This window comes from uncultured Pontibacter sp., assembly GCF_947495565.1.
Taxonomy (GTDB): domain Bacteria; phylum Bacteroidota; class Bacteroidia; order Cytophagales; family Hymenobacteraceae; genus Pontibacter.
This window is the reverse complement of the sequence record NZ_CANLZM010000020.1, coordinates 1-18125: the sequence shown is the minus strand read 5'-3', so window position 1 is coordinate 18125 and position 18125 is coordinate 1. Positions and strand designations below refer to the sequence as shown.

General features: G+C 49.3%; 16 protein-coding genes. 4 read left to right on the top strand and 12 right to left on the bottom strand.

Going from position 1 to position 18125, the window contains the following annotated elements; translation table 11 throughout:
• Position 1: 1 nt before the first annotated feature.
• From Q1B04_RS18815 to Q1B04_RS18790, 6 genes are all read right to left on the bottom strand, one after another.
• Positions 2 to 1750 carry a hypothetical protein gene (locus Q1B04_RS18815; protein ID WP_299762053.1) on the bottom strand — a complete coding sequence of 583 codons (1749 nt, stop codon included), beginning with the start codon at positions 1748 to 1750 and terminating at the stop codon, positions 2 to 4.
• 8 nt (positions 1751 to 1758) lie between these two features.
• Entirely contained in the window at positions 1759 to 2610 is an 852-nt protein-coding gene (locus Q1B04_RS18810) for a hypothetical protein (protein ID WP_299762049.1), read from the bottom strand.
• Positions 2611 to 2730: 120 nt separating this feature from the next.
• Positions 2731 to 6195, bottom strand: a complete 3465-nt coding sequence (locus tag Q1B04_RS18805; RefSeq protein ID WP_299762046.1) for a hypothetical protein — start codon at positions 6193 to 6195, stop codon at positions 2731 to 2733.
• 247 nt (positions 6196 to 6442) lie between these two features.
• Positions 6443 to 7894: a hypothetical protein gene (locus tag Q1B04_RS18800; RefSeq protein WP_299762043.1), complete on the bottom strand. Its 1452-nt coding sequence runs from the start codon at positions 7892 to 7894 to the stop codon at positions 6443 to 6445.
• Positions 7895 to 7896: 2 nt separating this feature from the next.
• On the bottom strand, positions 7897 to 8310 hold the full coding sequence (locus Q1B04_RS18795; protein WP_299762040.1) for a hypothetical protein: 414 nt from the start codon (positions 8308 to 8310) through the stop codon (positions 7897 to 7899).
• A gap of 5 nt (positions 8311 to 8315) precedes the next feature.
• A complete protein-coding gene (locus Q1B04_RS18790; protein WP_299762037.1) occupies positions 8316 to 9665 on the bottom strand; it encodes a hypothetical protein in 1350 nt (449 codons plus the stop codon).
• 352 nt (positions 9666 to 10017) lie between these two features.
• Here Q1B04_RS18790 and Q1B04_RS18785 point away from each other — a divergent pair, with 352 nt between their 5' ends.
• Entirely contained in the window at positions 10018 to 10566 is a 549-nt protein-coding gene (locus tag Q1B04_RS18785) for a serine acetyltransferase (RefSeq protein ID WP_299762034.1), read from the top strand.
• A gap of 88 nt (positions 10567 to 10654) precedes the next feature.
• Here Q1B04_RS18785 and Q1B04_RS18780 read toward each other — a convergent pair whose 3' ends face one another.
• The 5 genes from Q1B04_RS18780 to Q1B04_RS18760 form a co-directional block, all read right to left on the bottom strand.
• Positions 10655 to 11494, bottom strand: a complete 840-nt coding sequence (locus Q1B04_RS18780) for a hypothetical protein (RefSeq protein ID WP_299762031.1) — start codon at positions 11492 to 11494, stop codon at positions 10655 to 10657.
• The gene (locus Q1B04_RS18775) at positions 11491 to 11670 is read right to left on the bottom strand and encodes a hypothetical protein (RefSeq protein WP_299762028.1); all 180 of its coding nucleotides are present in this window, start codon (positions 11668 to 11670) and stop codon (positions 11491 to 11493) included. The genes Q1B04_RS18780 and Q1B04_RS18775 overlap by 4 nt, the downstream gene beginning before the upstream one ends.
• Entirely contained in the window at positions 11670 to 12755 is a 1086-nt protein-coding gene (locus Q1B04_RS18770; protein WP_299762024.1) for a toxic anion resistance protein, read from the bottom strand. The genes Q1B04_RS18775 and Q1B04_RS18770 overlap by 1 nt, the downstream gene beginning before the upstream one ends.
• 4 nt (positions 12756 to 12759) lie before the next feature.
• Positions 12760 to 13200 carry a hypothetical protein gene (locus Q1B04_RS18765; RefSeq protein WP_299762021.1) on the bottom strand — a complete coding sequence of 147 codons (441 nt, stop codon included), beginning with the start codon at positions 13198 to 13200 and terminating at the stop codon, positions 12760 to 12762.
• Between the two features lie 224 nt (positions 13201 to 13424).
• The gene (locus Q1B04_RS18760) at positions 13425 to 14093 is read right to left on the bottom strand and encodes a porin family protein (RefSeq protein WP_299762018.1); all 669 of its coding nucleotides are present in this window, start codon (positions 14091 to 14093) and stop codon (positions 13425 to 13427) included.
• A gap of 380 nt (positions 14094 to 14473) precedes the next feature.
• On the opposite strand from Q1B04_RS18760, the gene Q1B04_RS18755 reads away from it, so the two are divergent.
• Positions 14474 to 15598: an MBL fold metallo-hydrolase gene (locus Q1B04_RS18755; RefSeq protein WP_299762015.1), complete on the top strand. Its 1125-nt coding sequence runs from the start codon at positions 14474 to 14476 to the stop codon at positions 15596 to 15598.
• 106 nt (positions 15599 to 15704) lie between these two features.
• On the top strand, positions 15705 to 16259 hold the full coding sequence (locus Q1B04_RS18750; protein ID WP_299762012.1) for a 3'-5' exonuclease: 555 nt from the start codon (positions 15705 to 15707) through the stop codon (positions 16257 to 16259).
• A gap of 15 nt (positions 16260 to 16274) precedes the next feature.
• On the opposite strand, the gene Q1B04_RS18745 is transcribed toward Q1B04_RS18750, so the two are convergent.
• Complete coding sequence (locus Q1B04_RS18745; RefSeq protein ID WP_299762010.1) at positions 16275 to 17456, bottom strand: serine hydrolase domain-containing protein; 1182 nt, start codon at positions 17454 to 17456, stop codon at positions 16275 to 16277.
• A gap of 132 nt (positions 17457 to 17588) precedes the next feature.
• Between Q1B04_RS18745 and Q1B04_RS18740 the strand changes: the two genes are divergently transcribed.
• On the top strand, positions 17589 to 17987 hold the full coding sequence (locus Q1B04_RS18740; protein WP_299762007.1) for an NUDIX domain-containing protein: 399 nt from the start codon (positions 17589 to 17591) through the stop codon (positions 17985 to 17987).
• The last annotated feature ends 138 nt before the right edge of the window (positions 17988 to 18125 follow it).

The window sequence follows — 18125 nt, the reverse complement described above, 5'->3', positions numbered from 1 at the left end:
TTTATTTTCTTTTTTGACCGCCACCAAACACTTTTCCCAGCGCCGCTTGTATAGGCCCCGGTTCCATGCTTTTAACCATGTTTGCATTCAGGGTCTGTAGCTGCAGCAGCAGTTGCTGCTGCACGGCAGTATCGGTCTCAATCTTCTGCAACAGGCGCTCGTTTGTTTGCTTTATCTCGCTGGAAAGTTGCTGTTGCGTAGCGCTGAGTTTCTCCTGCTGCTGGCTCAGGTCCTCGAAAGGCTGCATGTAATCTAAAATGCGCTGGTAAATATTATCCTCGTTTAAGTGGCGGAAATGCTCCTGCCATTTTTCATAAGCGTTCTGCGCATCACGCTCCTGATGCTGCAGCCGCGCTTCCATCAGTTCAGTCAGGCGCAGCGTGGCTTTATCAAAATACTGCTCCACCCTGGATCCGATGTTGCGCAAATCCTGCTCGTGCTGCCCGAAAAAGTTTACCTGCCGCTGTATAGATTCGTCATGCTTCTGCAGGTAACCCGGCACCTTGTCAAAGCCTTCCTGCAAACTGTTCAGTCGGCTAAGCACATCACTGATAGTATGGGTTAACTCCGCCCCTTTCCGCACCGACTCATTTAGGGCCACCTGGTACTGCATAAAGTTTTTGAACAGCTGCTCGCTTTCCTTCATCTTGTCAAACACCTGCAGGTTGGCATTGGCCATCTGGGTGAAACCGATTTTATCCAGCTTCTCTATAAATTCTTTTTGCGTGCTGATGTTCTCTGTAAGCGTATCCACGATAGGTCTGAAGCCGAGTACCTTGTCCAGGAAATCCTTGTTAAAAGAATCAAGCACTGATTTCAGGTTGCCTAAACTGGCGGCCATATCAGAGTTGAGCTTAGGCAGCAGGTTAGTCTGCAGAAAAGTATAGTAGCCGTTCTTGTTCCGGTCGCGGAGGCTGCGTGCGTTTTTTAGGGCGTTATTTCCCATCAGCGTTAGCAACAGACCCAAAAAGCTGCCCGACATGGCAATCAGCACGCCAAACAGGAACGACGGAATATTCTGATCCGTGATAAAAGCGCCAGCCTCCTCTCCTCCCAAACCCGACCAGATCAGGCTCGACAAGCCGATAATCACTCCAGAGAAAGTACCTAAAAGGCCAATGTAAAGCGGTGTGGCAATAGAAGACTGCACCTCCGCATCTATGGCCTCGGCGTAGCGCTCCGAAACATCCTTTAAAATCTCGAAATCAGCCGCGGCCCCCTTGTTCTGCTTCAGGTATTGGTTTGTGTTCCGGATAATGCTGCCGAATGTTTCGGAGGGGTGCTCCACTTCAATCAAGTCGATGGTGGCGGCTGTTTTTCCACCCGAAGCCACTGTGGTGATCAACGCATTCGGGTCGCCCTCTACCAGGTGGATGTTACCACCGGCAAAGAGTTTCTCCAGCTTTTCACGGGCAATACTGTAGCTGTCAACAGGGCCGCCCTTGGCTTCTATCTGCAACGTGTTGTTATCTGCAGCTATCACCTTCTTTACCACCGGGTTGGAAGGCGTGTACTCCCTGAAAGTCTTACCGGCAAGTATAGCTTCCCATACATTGCCGGTGTTAGGTGCAGCTTCCTGCTTTTTTATACTTTCATTTACCAGCAGCTGCTCCCGTATACTTAGTTTTTCTTCGGCAGGATATAACTCGGCTATACTTCTAATCTTCTGCTTGTTACCCTTGTACACATACAACTGGTAACCAAGTATGAGCAGGATTAGTACAGCCTCTAAAATAAATATGCCTTCCATCTAAGGGTTTATCTGAAATCGATGCGTGCTTTTTCCTGGATTCTCCAGCCGTTGTTTACTTTTGCCAGAATACCGTCGCCCTGCAGCACCACCCGGCTCACCATACGGTTAGATGGCTTCTCGAAAGCAAAGGCATTCTCCAGCCTGTCTATACCCTGCGCAATAACAAATGCGTGGTTGCCAGACAGGTTAAAGCGATAGCGGGTGGTATTGCTGCCATCGGCCGGTATGTCCATTTCGATGTAGCTATCGGAGTCGGGTTGCTGCTGCAGCTGGTGCTGGCGTATCACACCATCCTCTGGTATAATGGCGAAACGGGTTCCCGGATCTATCGGCTCAGCATCTGGCATGGCATCTGGCTGCACCGGCGGCGGCGTTGTGGTTCTGGCCTGCTGCTCCAGCTCATCTAACAGGTCACCTCCGGCAAACTCCATCCGTACTGCACTTGATGCCGAGGCTGGCGCTGCTTTTGCGCTCTCTTCAGGTTTTACTCTTTCCGCTGGTTCATTTTTCCTGCGTTTGTCTCTTCTGCGCTTTTGCTGCTGCTGTTCAATTTCCTCTTCGGCTTGTGGAGGCTGCTGCTGTCGTTCTCTTGGCTTCTGGCGCTGTTCGGGTTGCTGCTCCTGGCGCTCCTGCCGCTGCTTCTTTTGCCTGCCGCCTTCGCTTTGCTCACTGGCCGGCCTGTTGCCGCGGCTGGCATTTCCCTCCATCCTTCTGAGGCGAGCTTCCAGATCGCTGTTTTGATCCCTCAGCCTGTCTATGCGCTTGGTAAGCATGTTATAGGCACTAACGGCCCTCAAAAAGGCAAAGCCGGCACCTATCAGCGCAATTATACTTATAATGACTGCTATTATATTCATGAGTCAATGTTAAATTCTGTTTCTATTTCTATTTTTTTCTCTTGATTTCAAATTAAACCTCTGCCTCTCAGCATCACTTTATACTTCTAAGTATGAAAAGGCAAGGCACTTAAGATGCGTTTAGGAAATAGCGCTTACCTGCGACTGCTGCCTGTACAGCTCTTTAGAAAGCAAGTACAACGACTGCTTGAGCGGCATAAAGAACATGGTTTCATGCAGCGGCTCCCGGTCAGTAAGGCCACGCAATGTGTCTTCCAAAATCATGGTATAGCTGTCCTGAATGTTGAGCTTCATAAACTCCAGCACGCGCATCGGGTCCACCTCTACACCCATAGAGCGCATTAGCGGCGAAATGTCAGGGTCGTCGAGCAGCAGCTGCAGGCAGTTTATAACGTTATCCATTACCTCCTGGCGCAGCTCGCCTGTGATCTGTGTTTTAGTTACCGGCGTTAGCGCATCCTCAGGGTTGGCCGTACCTGTTGGCCGCATAATCGGGATGTTGGTCAGGTCGTTCAGATCGGTTCCATCCAAGGCCATGGCGCCACCGTTTGCCGTTACCTGCTTCGGATTATCTACCAGCACCAGCTTAAAGTTTGCCGGCGGCTCCTGCCCTGACACCTTCTGAAAAATAGCCTTGGCATAACGCTCCACGTTAGACAGGTTATTGCCTGCGCTTAATAGCCTGATGTATAAACTTCCACGACCGCTAAATGAAATGTAACGCGGCATTTTTACGTTCAGCTGCTGTACCAATTGCGCTAGATGATACATGAGCGCACCGAAGTGCAGGTAAAACATCAAACGCAACTGACGCGCCTGCAGTAGCTGAGAACTATAGTTTAGCTCCTTATCGTAACTGAACAGTAAAGAGCTGATGTCGGCAGAGTTAAAGTCCGGATTATCCAGTGCTGTCTCCAGGAATTTACGGTACTCGCGCCCTTCCTCAGTTAAAGGAATCCGCAGCACATGGTCTACGCCGTACTGTAACAGGCCATTGTCTTTTTGGGTTTTCACTGCGGCAAAACCATCACCCCACAGGTCGTTTCCGGCAAAGCGGAAGGAGGAACTATGCGATGGCTTACGGTTAGTGAAGAGCAGCACATCAGTAGTACCGCCGCCAATATCTACATTTATCAGGTTCTCATCCTGGCTCGGCACCACAGCCCCGGTCCTGGACAGGAAATAGAACGGTGCCACCGATTCAGTAATGCACACTGTTGTTCTGGCGTTCTTGAACACGTTGTTATACACGGTATCCCACACGTTTTGAAACATGTTGCGAGAATACTCATCAAAACTCAGCGGGGCGAACCATACTATTTTAGTGCTGGCTACATTGCCGTGGTTCAGTACTACCTTGTTTTTTATCAGGAGCATGATCTCTGTGAAGAAGGCTTCTATGCGGCGCTTGCCTGCATTCGTCAGCGTTTCGCTCCACTTCAGGTCGGTGTGGTAAGTCTGCTTGTACTGGTCCTGATGCGTACCCTCGGTGTTGATAGAGAAACCGATGTTGATGTTGCCAAACAGGTTGGTGATCTGGTTCTCGAAATCAATAGCCTCACAGGTGGCCGTTCGGGTCGGGAAGTTGTACAGCGAACCGCCGGAGCCGATGATCAAAGGTATGAACTCACGCTTCAATAAGGTTTCCACAGCGAATAGCCTACCAAAACCACGTTTATGGAAGCGCTGGTAATCTGTTAAAGCAGCGTCATCAGAAGGCTTGTTGAGCATTACCAGCTGCTGATCGTTGGCGGTGATGGAGAACTCGCGCGGCGGCTGGTTAGAGCCTGAAGTATAGGCAATGTGCGTATTGGAGGTTCCGAAATCAACCGCAAAGGTAAAGTTGTGGATACCCTGCTGCTTTTCTTCGAACTTCGGTACGATCAGTGCCTTGCCTACAAAATCGACACCTTCATGTGTAAGCTCTGCAAAATCGAAATGTGTGCCACGGATCTCGTAATAAGTACTGCCGGCGCTGCTGTTACTCTTTTTGGTGCGTTTGTGTGCCGTAGCTGAGATGATACCGCCACCTGCTTCCAGTTGCTTGCCACCCGCAAAGAAATTGAGCGAGTGGTTCTTGTTCACTAAAAGCGGATCAATGTCCTCATCCACCAGCATCACCTTATAGAAGTCGTTGTACTGTACCGCATCCGTGAACTTGTAGAATGGGAACACGCCCAGGCCAATTCTGGACTTAATGATGTGGCCTTTCTCCGGGATGATGTTGCCGTTGGCGTCTTTCGAGTTGAGTGGGTTGTCGTAATAGCTGCGCTCGTACACCACGCTCCCTTTCTCGGTTGGTACACGCAGCGTTACCCGCACATGGTTCATGTCGATGTGGAAAGTCAGGTGGTTGGCCAAATCCTCTGGCGTGAAGAAATCAAAGTATAAGCTCGTGATCGGCAGCAGGTAATTAAAAGACTTCTCCGTTACACCCGGCTGGTACACCACCGTTCCGCTAAAGAAACGATCGGTGTTTACCTCGTAAGGTACCTGTACCAGCGTTTCCTGCAGCAGGTCGTTGATGGTTAAGTATGGATAGTTGAAGCCGACACCCGGCAACGAACGGTTCTCCAGCGGCTTCTCATCAGCATAACCCACCACCGTATTTACCGGCCAGGCCAGGTTGTTTACATACTTCACATCCGGGGCCAGTCGCAATTCAGGCTTCAGCACAATTGGCCGCTCGCCTGCAAAGCCTGTGTGCGTCGGACGGATGAACAGGTCGCTGCTGGTAACGGCGGTCTGGTCCTTTTTCACCAGGAAATTGATGTGGCCCACATGCACCGGGTTCTGCTGAAAATCCACGAGCTGCAGGTACTGCGATGCAATTGCCCCTTGCCCCACGGCTCCTGCCATATTGATACTTCGCAGCAGGTTCTCGTCCAGCGCATTGTATACTGCCGGGAACGCCTGGATCATAGCAGGGTTAGATACAAACAGCTTGTGCACATACTCCCTGAAATCTGCCTCGCGGTGCTCTAAAGAAACATAGTTATGGTCGAAGTAGGTGCCGATGTTCTGGGCACGGTTCATACTTAGCGGCTGCACATTCGGGGCCACAAACAAGAAAGTCAGCGGTGATGTACCGCCTATCAGCTGCATGTGTTTATCACCCCGGCTGTTTGTGGATTCGAAGAAGATCAGGAAGATATCCTCTATGCCTTGGAAGCGGCTGTCGTTCATGAACAGTTCCAGCGTGCGGCCCAGCAAGCTGGTGTTTGGGTTTGCCTGCATGGCACCCAGCTGCTGGTGCTTGTTCCAGCGGCGGATGATGATCTTGTTACCGGCCTGCGCATAGCTCTGGTGGTTATACAGCAGCTCCCACAAATCCCAGAAGTGCGTGACAAACTTATGGTAAATGGTATTGGTGCTGTTGCCTGCCACGCCTCGTTTTACAAAGTCAAAAGCGGTTTCGAATAGGTGCATGCGGGCAAATGGCGTTGGTATGGAAGCGTTGATCTTCAAGGCTCTTCCTCCTGCGCCATCGGTTATATCTTTTATCTCGGTGCTCGTGATCTGGCTGGTTTTGGCCCAGCCTTCCACGTTAGATCCGGTTTTATGAAGACGAAGTACTTTCGGCATGTTTGTTTAGTTTGTTTTGAGTAATGTTTGCCAAGTATGGCGCGAGCGTCCTCGCTCGTGTCGAACTATAGCGGGGCCTCTGGCCCCTTCACTTTATTCTTCCGGATTTGCAAACCGAAAGAGAGAATTGTCCCCTTGAGGGGACTATAGGGGTGTTAAGTTCGGTTGAAGATTAGAAAGCATTTGTTCGCAGCTAAACCTCGTGCAAGATTACACCCCTGCGGTCCCCTCAAGGGGACAGTTGCGGTTAACTATACTTCAGCTTCTCCTCCACCAGCCTCTCCGTAGCGGTTTCAAACGCTTTTATAGTTGCCTTGAAGGCATCGCGGTCAGACACAGATTCGGAGGCGCGGTTGAGTTCTTTTACGAAGGCCCCTTGGCTAATACCCTTGTTCAGGAAACCGGTTTCCACGTGTTTATCTGATACCATGCGGTTGAAGTCCGTCTCGTTCAGGTCAAGGGCGGCGAAGGTCCTCTCCTTGCGACTTAGTTCGCGCAGCCATGCCTGGTAGCCGAACTCCGGGTTCGTCAGGAATTTGTTCAGCTCCCGGAACACCGGCTCGTTGCGCAGGGCACCTTGCAGGTCCACACCTTTGGCATAAGCCGCCTGTGCGTCGCCGGGCAGGTGCGTGGTGTAGTAGCGCTCGAAGTAGTGGAAGCGGATCAGCTGCGTGGCGATACGGTCTTTTGTTTCACTGTCGAGGTGCGAGAACTGTACGTTGTTCACGTCTTCGCGCAGGCCATATTCGTGGAAAGTCTCGTTGCCGGAAAGCTCATCGTCTGAGTAATCCATAAAGTCAACTATAGCCAGTGCGCTAAGCAGCTCAACAAGGTGCGCGTCGTTCTTTTGACTGGCACGGCCCGGATTGTTCTCCATCGGCTTGTCCGGTTTGTCGCCCATGTAGTACACGGCATTCACTCCGTTCAGGTGATGCTGGTAGTAAGATAGCGCATCCTTTGCCTTGGTTGTAAAGGTATTTGAGTCGATAAAATCAGCCTCTACGCCGGCGGCAGGTTGCTCCAGCGAGAAGTATGGCAACACCACCATCGCGCCCGTCAGCGCCGTGTTCAGGCTGGCAGCGTTTGGAAGACTAGTACGGCTATCCTTAAAGTTTTTCAGCAGCAGCGGGAAGCCGGCAGCGCCTGTTCCGCCAAAGATTGAGCTCACGAAGAAGATACGATCGCCGGGCTGGAAATTGGAAGCGAAGAAGCGCATTTCCGGAGAATCAATGATCTCGTTCAGCACCACGCTGCCCACGTTCGGGCTGCCACGGAAGCCTACATCCAAGCTGTTGTTCAGGTTCTCTGGGGTGAACAGCAGGTCGATGAGCGCCTGGCTCTCCACATCCAGCTGGTTATAGCCTACATGGTCTTTAAAAGGCTTGTTGATCCCGCCGAAATCATACACAAAACTGTCGCGGATCTTGGCGGTACCATCGCCGGCTATACTGGACAGTGTGCTGATATCGGTGTGAAAGAAACCTTCCTCCCGGCGGCCTAACGCATCGTGAATATGCTTATATGTTTTGAGCAGCTCCACGGTGCGGTTCATGTCGCCGTTCTGTGTATCTGGATCAATGATGATCGGTACTATTTTATCACAGTTCTGAACCTTGACACCAGCGGCCATCAGCATGACCAGCGAGCGGATCACGCGGGAGCCGGTGCCACCAATTCCGAATACAAAAAGCTTTGCCATAGTTATCTTTTATTAGGCCATTTCATCGGGGTAGTCCATGCCTGCACGGATCCCTTTTTGAGTAGTATAGAAAACACGAAGAAAAGTATAAGACTGAACACCACGTTAACGAAAGCAAACATATAAGTATAAGAGTGCGTCTCGATATCGTTGCTGCTCACCTGCGTAACCGGGATTATAAAGGCGATGATGGCGTTCAGGATCAGGAACATAACCCAGTGCTGCGTTTTATACAGGCCGGTGCTCATCACGCGGTTCAGCACATAGTAGTAAAGTATAACAATGGCCAGCGTGATGATGAACAGCATCAGCCCGGTGTTCGGGAAAACCACTTCGCGGTAATCGTTGGTGAAGTTGGCGGGGATAGGGCGGCCCAGCACCATCTCGTAGAGCCCTGAAAAAAACTGTTGAATCATATAGTTTAGTCTGCTTTGTTAAACTGTAAGGTTGCACTGAAAACGTATTCGCTCTGGTCACGGTAGAGCGCCTGAACGCCGTTAACTATTTTATTTAACTGGTAAGTTTTTTTCGGCTCTGCTGCCGGGTTGTTGTCATTATCAGTTGCCCATTTGTCTATCCAGGAAGGATAAACGTGCGGCAATTGTACCGTGATAGCCCCGGAGTTTGCTGTTAGCTGCGGCACCTGCACCCTCACAAAATGGCTATACCTGGCCAGGTCTGGCGTGGCTTTTATACTTTCATCAGCCCCCGTAACCGATACCATACTTGCTCTACTGCCTGTGGCGGTTACTTTCAGGTTCTTTTTCAGGTAATCTATACTTTGCATCGACATGGGAAGGCTGCTTAAATCAAGCGCAACTGTAAATTCCACCGGCTCACTTTTTTCCGGCTGCAGGTTTACCGATGTACAGGGGTCGGCGTTACGGCTGCTGCAGTACACCACGCCTGCCGGCCTGAATTCCTTCTCCTTTAATAAGGCCGTAAATGCCACTTTCTGATATTCAAACCCAAAGTATGCCTGCTGTGGCGGCAAGTTCCGGAGCACCCTGTTTGTTACCACCTGCACCTGCTCCTGTTTGCCAATTACCCAAATGTAATAAGGTATCTCCTCGCCCTGGAGTGTTCTCCTCACTTCCGGTTTCTTTACAGCCGGGTGATACGTGCCGAAGAATTCCGACGTATTGCCCAATATGGCGATGGCCAGCCCCTGGTGCTCTGCCTCCCGCAGGCTGCTCCTGATATCGGCATCGAGGGAGATAAACTGCCCTTGATCGCTTGGGCCATGTATAAAGTCCGAAATGATGATGCTGACCGCCCCCTGGTCTATGGATTTTTGCAACACCGTCTGCAGCATGGCCGGAAGCGGCGTGCCCCGCACATCATCCTTTATACCACTAACGATGTAGCTTTTCATGGTATTGTACGAGACACTGTCCAGCACCGGGTGGCTTTGCGCATCTTCTTTGGCCAGGAAGAAGGCTTTGCCGGAGACATAGCGCCCGTCCTGGACTTCTGAGATAAGCTTTAGCAGGTTGTTTTGGAACGTGGTAGCCTCTTTTCCGGCCGCCGCCGCAGGCATAAAGCCCTTCATGCCGTTCGAGATTTCGAGGTATACGTTTACGTTTGCTTTGGCTGACGCGGCGGTTTCTGCTGTGGCAGATGCGTTGGCAGCGCTGTTCTCCTGCGTGGTAACAGTGGCCTCAGGGTCTGTTTTCTGTCCATCAGGCTGCTTTTCGAAGCAACCGGAAAGTAGAAGGGCGCTGCAAAGCAGCATTGTGTGGGAGTAACTGACGAACCTTTTTAGAAGCATGCAATTAGTTTAATGGCTTTGGGGAATACTATTAAAACGCAAATAAAGTTATTGGGTGCAGCGGCAGAAGCACCGGCAAAGATGTAAAGCATAGATTTACAACGATATTCAGAACTGTTTTGGTGCGTTTACTTATATAAATGTGATGAGCTTGCAGATAAATATGACGAGCATCTAGTTGGGTGTATACTAGCTGGCCAGGTAACTTCATTGTAGCTGCAGGCTCTGCATTATAGTTTCCAATAGCTCTTTGTCGCTCTTGCCATGGCTACCTCTAAAGTAAAAAACCGCATGCAACGCAGGCAAGCCTGATGCCGTAAAGCCAAGCTCAATGCAACTTATTTAACGTAGTATGTACTATATTTTTCAGGATTGGGAGGCCAACAAAGGCAACCTGAAGGGCAGAATGGTGATGGTGCTGTTCAGGTTGGCTCGCCCTGCCTCTATCAATAAATTTTTCAGAATTCTCTGGCTCCCTTACTTAGCGTTTTACAAGATCTTTGTAGAATGGTTCCTTTGCATTGAGTTACCTCACTGGACGCAGGTGGGCAAGGGGTTTTATTTGGGCCACGGCCACGCGCTAGTAGTAAACGGTTGCTCTATTATCGGCGAGAACTGCTTTTTCAGGCATTCTACAACCATCGGTAACATCAGGCGTGATGACGGAAGCTATACCGGCTCACCGATTATCGGCAACAACGTTGAGCTCGGCTCTAATGTCTGTATTATCGGAGAAATCAAAATTGGCAATAACGTCCGGATTGGCGCTGGCTCCGTGGTGGTGAAAGATATTCCAGATAACGCCATTGCTGTAGGTAATCCTGCACGCGTCATCAAAACCATAGCACCGGCTACACATCAAACTCAGCCTGAACCCGCACTACTAGCCTCTTTATCTTAAGCAGGAATCCTGCAAATCTTATAAGTAAAAGCAAGTATAAAATGCAGCATTTTATACTTGCTTTTAGCTGCTTTTACAAGCAGCCGGCTTATCTTCTTTTTCTGTATGTTACAACTGGGTAAAGGCGGTCGTCTTCGAGGCTGAGCACATAGGGCGCACCGTGCCAATGTATAACAGGCACCATTTCTGCCGGCTGAGAGCTGTTGTGCGTAGGCAAGTATACCATAGCGTTTCCAGCATACGTAATTCCCTCCAAACCAAGCCTGGACGAAATATAGGCGACAAAAGTCTCTTTCTCCTCGGGGGTTGAGGTAAAGCCAATCTCACTGGTCGTCAGCCCATCAGAAATATCCTCCCGCAGGTAAACAATTTTGGAGTAGGTGTTAATGGATATCTCCGTCAGGCCTAAGCGTGGCACTTCAATATTAGATTCGGTAGTATCGAGGAAGGCGCGCTCACTGGTTTCCCGGTTTTGCGTACGGGCGGCTGTCACTTCTTTTCTGTCGCTCCTGAAAGGGCCGATTACCAGCGTTCTGCCCATTACACCCGCTCTGGACCGAGCCGCGTGAGGCGCCTGTTTTGACTGCTTTTCCTCCAGCTGCTGCTCCTCGTGCATGGCAATAATCGTGGTAAAAGTGCTCAGGAAATGATCTGTATGCTGCACATGAAACAGCTCCAGTTCATGCCCTCTGCCCCGCGCCACCAAATACTGATGTATGCGCTTTGTCTTCTCGAAAACTGCCTGGAATCTAAGGCTGTGGGCGCTATGCTTATACTTATGGTACAGCTCCTGCAGCGCCTCCATCCTTTGGTTCGACTCCCGGATGTAGGGTATATCCTTTGCGTCTATACTTTCAGAAGTCCCGACTATTTTTCTGTTGCCAGTTTTCCCGTTCAACCCGAAAAGGGAGCGCAAAAGCTTTATCATTGTTTGTGAAGTATCTTTTTCAGATGCTGTGTCTCAATTTCCACTTGCACGGCATCCGCTGCTTTCATTTCTTCAAAATAATCATCCAACCGCTGCACATATAAATCTAGCAGTTCCTCCTGTTCTTCGGTCAGGAGTTTTTTCGATTTGATGTTGAGGTTTTTGTCTGCAGCCATTACTCTGTTTCAATCTGTTTGGACTTGCCGAAGGTGCCGATGATCTTGTTGTTAAGTTCTTCCTGCACGGCAGCCAGTTCTTTCACGGCTTCGGCCCGTTTGCGGCTTCCTTCCTCCGATATTTTCACAACGGCATCCAGTGTCTCTACCATATCTCGGTTTACTTTTTTCAGCGTGTCCACATCTACAATGCCGCGCTCGTTTTCTTTGGCCGCGTTCACCACGTTAGTCTTCAGCAGCTGTGAGTTTTTCAGCAGCATTTCGTTGGTGGTGTCGGTTACTTTTTTCTGTATCTCCAGCGCCTTTCGTTGCTTTTCAAGGCCAAGGGCGATAGCCACCTGCTGCCGCCACACCGGGATAACTGTAACTATGGAGTTCTGTATTTTCTGGGCCAGCACATCGTTGGTGGTCTGTATCATCCGGATCTGGGGCATAGACTGCGTGGCAATGGTATGAGACAATGTGAGGTCGTGCACTTTTTTCTCCAAGCGGTCTTTAAAGGAAACCATATCGCTGAGGCGCTGCACCACCAGCTCATCCTGTTCGCTGGTTTCTACCTCCTGCTGCAGCTTTGGTATCAGTTCGTTCTCAATTTCCTCTACCTTCAGTTTACCGGCAGCAATCACTGCCCGAACTTCGTGTATATACTCCACGGCCTGCTTAAACATCACCTCCAGGCTGGTAGAGTCTTTCAGGATGCTCTGGCGCGTCTTCTCCAGCTTTATCACCACATCATCCACGTTTTCGGAGATGTTGTTGTACTGGATGGCCAGCTTCTTGGAACGGTCCTGCAGCTTTTTGCCGAACGGAAGCCGCGAAAGGAAACCACGCTTCTCCTCCTCATCAATTTTGATCATGTTGATCTGGGCCAACAGCTCGTTAATGGCTGTCCCCGCATCTCCAGAGTCTTTAGCTTTTACCTTAGTCAGCAGCTCGTTAGAATAATGGCCAAGCTTGCGCTGCGTTTCAACTCCAAAATTTGTAAGCGACTCCGGCTTTTCCGTGTCTATAGACTTAGATAGATCCTGCGCTCGCTGTTGTAGCAGCTCTTTGTTTTCTGAAATTGAGATATTGGTATTTTCCATGGTTTTAGGCTCTAAGTTGATGTTTGTGAAGGGTGTTTAAAGTTTTTAGGTTTTGCTGAGCGGTTATCTGGCGCTCCGCGTTTTCATACCATTCAATATCGGATAAAGGCAGGTAATCTCCTAATAATTCACGCACTTCCCGTAGCAAAGCCTCTCCCTTTCTGGTACGAAAAGCAGGATTTTTATAAAAGGCGCTGAGGTACTCTACCTTTACCTGCCCGGCTTTAGTAACAGCCAGTTCCTTTACCTCCACTACCAGTTCAGACGTTTGATCATGTTCCGTTACGACTGTGCGGTACACGCCTTTGTTTCCCTCTTCCAGCACAGCCATGTTCGTCTGCCGTGCCTCCTGAATTACTTTGCGCAGGCGGCGGTTAGGCTTCAGGTAGTAGCCAAATATATACCCGAGCGCAGCTCCTAATATAAACGTCCAAAAAAATAACATATCAGATTTTACTAATTACCGGAAATGACATTGCTTATACTATTCTATACGGTGAACAAGTGCTTGAAGTCGAGTAGAAAGCCTGTAAGCACCCAGATTTGGCATGCGAAAGTATAAGTGCGCTGCTTTTATAGTTATGAGAGTGAGCAGGCTTAATCCAAAATAAAAAACGCCAGCCCTCCAAAATGTGTAAGGCTGGCGTTTTTCATAATTTATACTTTATACTAGTTGCCCGACGGGAAGCGCAGGCCAAGTGTCAGCATGAAGACAGAGTGACGCGCATTTGTCAAGTCGCCTTCAAAGTTTACGTCCTCTTTCACGAAATCAGAGAAAGCGCCGTTGTAGCGAACGCCCAGGCTGATGCCGTTCATGGCCTGAAAACCGATTCCGGCTGCGTAGCCCACTTCAAACTCCGAAAGCCCATCTTTGCTTTTCTCATCGCGGGAGCTGGAGATGCGGTTATCGTTACCGTCATAAATCTCCGTTTTATTGTTCACGCTCAGCAGATAGCCTAGTTGCGGACCAAGCTCAAAGTATAGCGGCCCAGCGTTAATATGCCCCAGAATAGGTAACTCCAGGTAATTGTAATCTACGCTTCCTTCGCGTCTTCTATTCTGCAGTAGCAGGTTAGTATATTCCTCGCTGTTGCTTTTAAAGCCTTTTCTGGAATAAAGAAGTTCTGGCTGAATAGAGAAGAAATCTTCTACCACCGGAAAGTTTAACGTAACACCTCCATGAAAGGACACCTTGTTCTCGAACATATCCTCATCACGTAAATCGCCGGACAAATTCGTAAGGTTAGCTCCTCCCCTTACACCAAATGTTGCCTGTGCCTGCGCAGCTGTAAAAGTGCCAAAGGCAAGGGCGGCTGCAAAGAAAAACTTCTTCATCATAAACGGTATGTTATTGGTTTTGTATTTAACGGCCTATATACGAATCATCTTATATAACAGGCTATAAAATTGCACCGTTTTTGCAATATAAAGATTACAGCTATCAAAATTACATCTGACAATCAACGATTTATTTTTATTTTTTTAACTGAAAACAATAAGCAAAGAATGGCTCTGTTTAAGACTACCGGGTAGGTACATACACCTGTTTAAGAATTTTTAAGGAGCAGCTTCTTGCCCGTTAAAAACTATTTAGCCGCTCAACCTTAGCCAAATCCTGAAACTTTCTGAACCTGAACTTGTCTTGCTATATTAGCCTTACAAACTAACTGTAACAGGCATACATAAAACAGCCGCCTGTTTAACAGACAATCACCCCGATGAAGAAACCCTTAAGAATTACCCTTTACATACTTGGCTTTGCCTTGCTATTGGCTACCGTAGCAGGATGCTCCTTTCTAAGGCTATCTCCGGAGTTTGGCGCTTCAGCCAAAGGAAAGCGACTGGAAAAGCTGGAGCAATCACCGAACTACTACCGGGGCGAATTTCAAAACACGGTAGAAACCAACATGGATATCGGCTTTAAGGGCTTTGCAGCACTGATCGCAACAAGGCTGTTTGGAGATACTGATAACCAGACGCCGGACTGGGAGCTGCCTGTACAGAAAATCAGCACATCAAAATCTGATCAAGTACAGGATACGGCCACTGTTATTACCTGGCTCGGCCATTCGGCATTTATGATCGAGATTGACGGAAAGCGCCTGCTCCTGGATCCTATGCTAGGCGAGCGGGCTTCTCCCCTTAGCTTTTTAGGGCCAAAACGGTTTGCGGCGCTGCCAATAACTGCGGCAGACATGCCCCGCATAGACGCCATCCTTATCTCGCACGACCATTACGACCACCTGGATTACGGCTCTGTGCAGGAATTGGCCTCTAAAACAACGCACTTTTATGTAGCACTGGGCGTAGGTGCTCACCTGGAGCGCTGGGGTGTGCCCGCCAAAAAAATAACCGAGATGGACTGGTGGGAAGAAGCTACTTTTGAGGGCTTAACCTTTGCGGCCACGCCATCGCGGCACTTCTCCGGCCGTGGTTTGACAGACCGAATGAAAACACTCTGGACCTCCTGGGTTATCCGGGGCAGGCAAGACAAAATCTTCTTTAGCGGTGACTCCGGCTACTTTGATGGCTTTGCCACCATCGGGGAAAAGTATGGCCCCTTTGATATTACCTTGATGGAGTGTGGGCAGTACAACGAGCTTTGGTCTGCCATACATATGATGCCCGAGCAAACCGTACAGGCGCACATAGACCTGAAAGGCAAAGTACTGATGCCCATACATTGGGGCGCGTTTTCGCTGGCAATGCATGGCTGGACAGAGCCGGTGGAGCGGGCCACTGCAAAAGCGCAGGAACTGGGCGTAACTGTTGCTACTCCTCTTATCGGTGAGCCGCTTATACTTCACGGCGAGGTGCCCCAGCAAACCTGGTGGCGAAAATAAGTATCGTCAAACATTACCCGATAATTTATAAGTAATTTGCTTTACCTCACACATTAAAATTCAGGCAACCTGGCGGGGAATAACGTATTTAAAGGTAATTTTGGCCATGGATTTTGTGACGATAGATTTCGAGACGGCCACACCGCAGCGCGACAGCCCGTGTGAGATTGGGCTGACGCTTGTGCGTGGGAGGCAAATTATGGAAACCCGCTCCTGGTTAATCAAGCCTTTGTATTACCCTAACTTTAATTCTTTCAATATGGCGGTGCATGGCATACAGCCCGCCGATGTAAAAAACCAACCGGATTTCAGGGAGCTCTGGCCCGTGCTGCACCCCTACCTGGAAGGGCAGTTTTTGATTGCCCACAATGCCAGCTTTGATATGAGCGTGCTGCGTAAAACACTTGCCACCTACAATATTCCGCTGCCTAACGCCCGCTTTGCCTGCAGCCTTAAGTTCTCCAAAAACATCTGGAAAGGCATGCACAAGTATGACCTAAAAACACTGTGCAGTATGCACCGCATTAACTTTCTGCATCACCGGGCTGCCTCCGACGCAGATGCCTGCGCCAGGTTGTCTATAAAAGCTTTGGAGTTGACAGGAACCGCATCAGAAGCAGAGTTTGCCACTAAAATGGGTTGCAGCATCAGCCGCATCTAATTATCATAGTTTGCTTTACTGCTTGTAATCGTAAGGTATGTAGTTCTCCCAAAACCAGGGAGTGTAGGTGTCGCCTATAGTTGCTTCGAGGAGGTATTTAAATATGCTTTCTGCATTGTCTGAGTTGCTCATCAGAATCACGCCCGAGCCTTTGTCCGGAAAAATGATAGTGTAATGCTGAAAGCCGTCGCCATGGCCTTCTTTGAAAGCTCCCGTGCCGTAGGGCGATTGCAGCAACCCCCAACCTAAACCATAACTTAAGGCAATGGCGTCGTTGGCGGTGGTGTCGCGCTGGCTCAGCGGGCCGAACTGCTTTACAGACTTAATACGAACCTGTGGCGAGAACATTTGCTTTGTAGTGGCCGGCTTCAGAATTTTGTGCTGCAGCACCGCCTGCAAAAACAAAGTATAATCTTCGAGAGTAGTTTCGAGGGTGCTGGCCGAGCGGGCTTCGTTGTCTTTGTCTTTGGGGTAGAGCTCTCCGTTCTGCTTATGGCCCAAAGCAAAATCCTGCTCAAAGCGTGGCTGCCAGGTATAGGATGATTGCGCCATGCCTGCGGGCTTAAGTATTTTTTCCTGCGCCAGCTGCTCCAGTGTTTTACCTGGCATTTTCTCCAGCACAACCTGCAGGTATACCAGCCCCTCGCCGGAGTAGCTATACTTTGCGCCGGGTTTATACTTTACCCGCAGCTTCTGGTCTTCTTCAAACCAACGCCAATTCGGGAATCCGGAAGTATGGGCCAAACACATGCGGGCCGTCATCTGGCTGTACAGGCTGTCATTTTCGAGGTCGCTGAAGTTGTCGTGCCATTTTGTTTGGGGCTTAAAAGTATAAATAGGCTGAGGCAGGTAGGTTTGCAGCGGTTTGTCCAGGTCCAGTGTTCCTTCTTCTACCAGCTTCATTACCAGCACCGCAAACACAGCCTTGCTTAGTGACGCGCCGTACAGGTTGGTACCGGTTTTAAGCGGCTCCTTAGCCTGATAGTTTTTGTAGCCAAAAGCTTTTTTGTACACCGGCTGGTTGTTGTTAAACACCGTAACGGCCAAGCCTTGCACCTGCGCTTCCTGCATCAGCTGGTTTATCTTTTGATCTAAGGCTGCTCCGGATGTTGTGCTGCCATCAAGTTTAGTGATCGTTTGGGCATGGGTGGGAAGGAAAAGTATAGTGAGCAGCAAGAGTGTTAAGAGTATTTTCATAGGGATTGCAAATCAGACATAACAACCTTAATTTCAATAAATTACCAGAATAACACTTTAATAGCAAATCTCTGCCCAAATTTCTAAATTGCCGGAGTTGTATTTAACCTGCAAAAACCACTGATTGACACCATGAAACTTATAGATAAACTGGCCTGGATCGAGATACAGGACGGCAAAATCCTGAGCACCCGCAGCAAAGGCAGAACAATATACTACATACCAGGCGGAAAAAGAGAAGCAGGCGAAACCGACTTTCAGGCTTTACGCAGAGAGATACAGGAGGAGCTAAGTGTAAACCTGAAGGAGGACAGCATGGCTTTTACCGGCATTTTTCAGGCACAGGCCGACAGCCACCCGGAGGGAATACAGGTAAAGATGACCTGCTACACCGGCGCCTATACCGGCACACTACTTCCGGCCAGCGAAATAGCGGAAGTAGTGTGGCTTAACTATAAGCACAAGCACCTTACCTCTCCTGTTGATCACCTTATTTTTGACTGGCTCAAAGAGCAGAAGCTTTTACAATAAAGGTTGCAGAGAATGCTAGCTTTTAAACTACACAATTACATAGCTCTTGCCTCAATAATTTACTAGAAGCTATCTCATAAATATGGACCTTCCTTAGGGGGTATTTGTTTATCTGTCATGAAGCTTACAGATAAACAA

Excerpts from the sequence above, each read along its gene's own strand:
- Q1B04_RS18800 (WP_299762043.1), bottom strand. The coding sequence starts at position 7,894 with ATGGCAAAGCTTTTTGTATTCGGAATTGGTGGCACCGGCTCCCGCGTG.
- Q1B04_RS18785 (WP_299762034.1), top strand. The coding sequence starts at position 10,018 with ATGTACTATATTTTTCAGGATTGGGAGGCCAACAAAGGCAACCTGAAG.
- Q1B04_RS18810 (WP_299762049.1), bottom strand. The coding sequence starts at position 2,610 with ATGAATATAATAGCAGTCATTATAAGTATAATTGCGCTGATAGGTGCC.
- Q1B04_RS18805 (WP_299762046.1), bottom strand. The coding sequence starts at position 6,195 with ATGCCGAAAGTACTTCGTCTTCATAAAACCGGATCTAACGTGGAAGGC.
- Q1B04_RS18750 (WP_299762012.1), top strand. The coding sequence starts at position 15,705 with ATGGATTTTGTGACGATAGATTTCGAGACGGCCACACCGCAGCGCGAC.
- Q1B04_RS18755 (WP_299762015.1), top strand. The coding sequence starts at position 14,474 with ATGAAGAAACCCTTAAGAATTACCCTTTACATACTTGGCTTTGCCTTG.
- Q1B04_RS18760 (WP_299762018.1), bottom strand. The coding sequence starts at position 14,093 with ATGATGAAGAAGTTTTTCTTTGCAGCCGCCCTTGCCTTTGGCACTTTT.
- Q1B04_RS18775 (WP_299762028.1), bottom strand. The coding sequence starts at position 11,670 with ATGGCTGCAGACAAAAACCTCAACATCAAATCGAAAAAACTCCTGACC.
- Q1B04_RS18745 (WP_299762010.1), bottom strand. The coding sequence starts at position 17,456 with ATGAAAATACTCTTAACACTCTTGCTGCTCACTATACTTTTCCTTCCC.
- Q1B04_RS18780 (WP_299762031.1), bottom strand. The coding sequence starts at position 11,494 with ATGATAAAGCTTTTGCGCTCCCTTTTCGGGTTGAACGGGAAAACTGGC.
- Q1B04_RS18765 (WP_299762021.1), bottom strand. The coding sequence starts at position 13,200 with ATGTTATTTTTTTGGACGTTTATATTAGGAGCTGCGCTCGGGTATATA.
- Q1B04_RS18790 (WP_299762037.1), bottom strand. The coding sequence starts at position 9,665 with ATGCTTCTAAAAAGGTTCGTCAGTTACTCCCACACAATGCTGCTTTGC.
- Q1B04_RS18740 (WP_299762007.1), top strand. The coding sequence starts at position 17,589 with ATGAAACTTATAGATAAACTGGCCTGGATCGAGATACAGGACGGCAAA.
- Q1B04_RS18815 (WP_299762053.1), bottom strand. The coding sequence starts at position 1,750 with ATGGAAGGCATATTTATTTTAGAGGCTGTACTAATCCTGCTCATACTT.
- Q1B04_RS18795 (WP_299762040.1), bottom strand. The coding sequence starts at position 8,310 with ATGATTCAACAGTTTTTTTCAGGGCTCTACGAGATGGTGCTGGGCCGC.
- Q1B04_RS18770 (WP_299762024.1), bottom strand. The coding sequence starts at position 12,755 with ATGGAAAATACCAATATCTCAATTTCAGAAAACAAAGAGCTGCTACAA.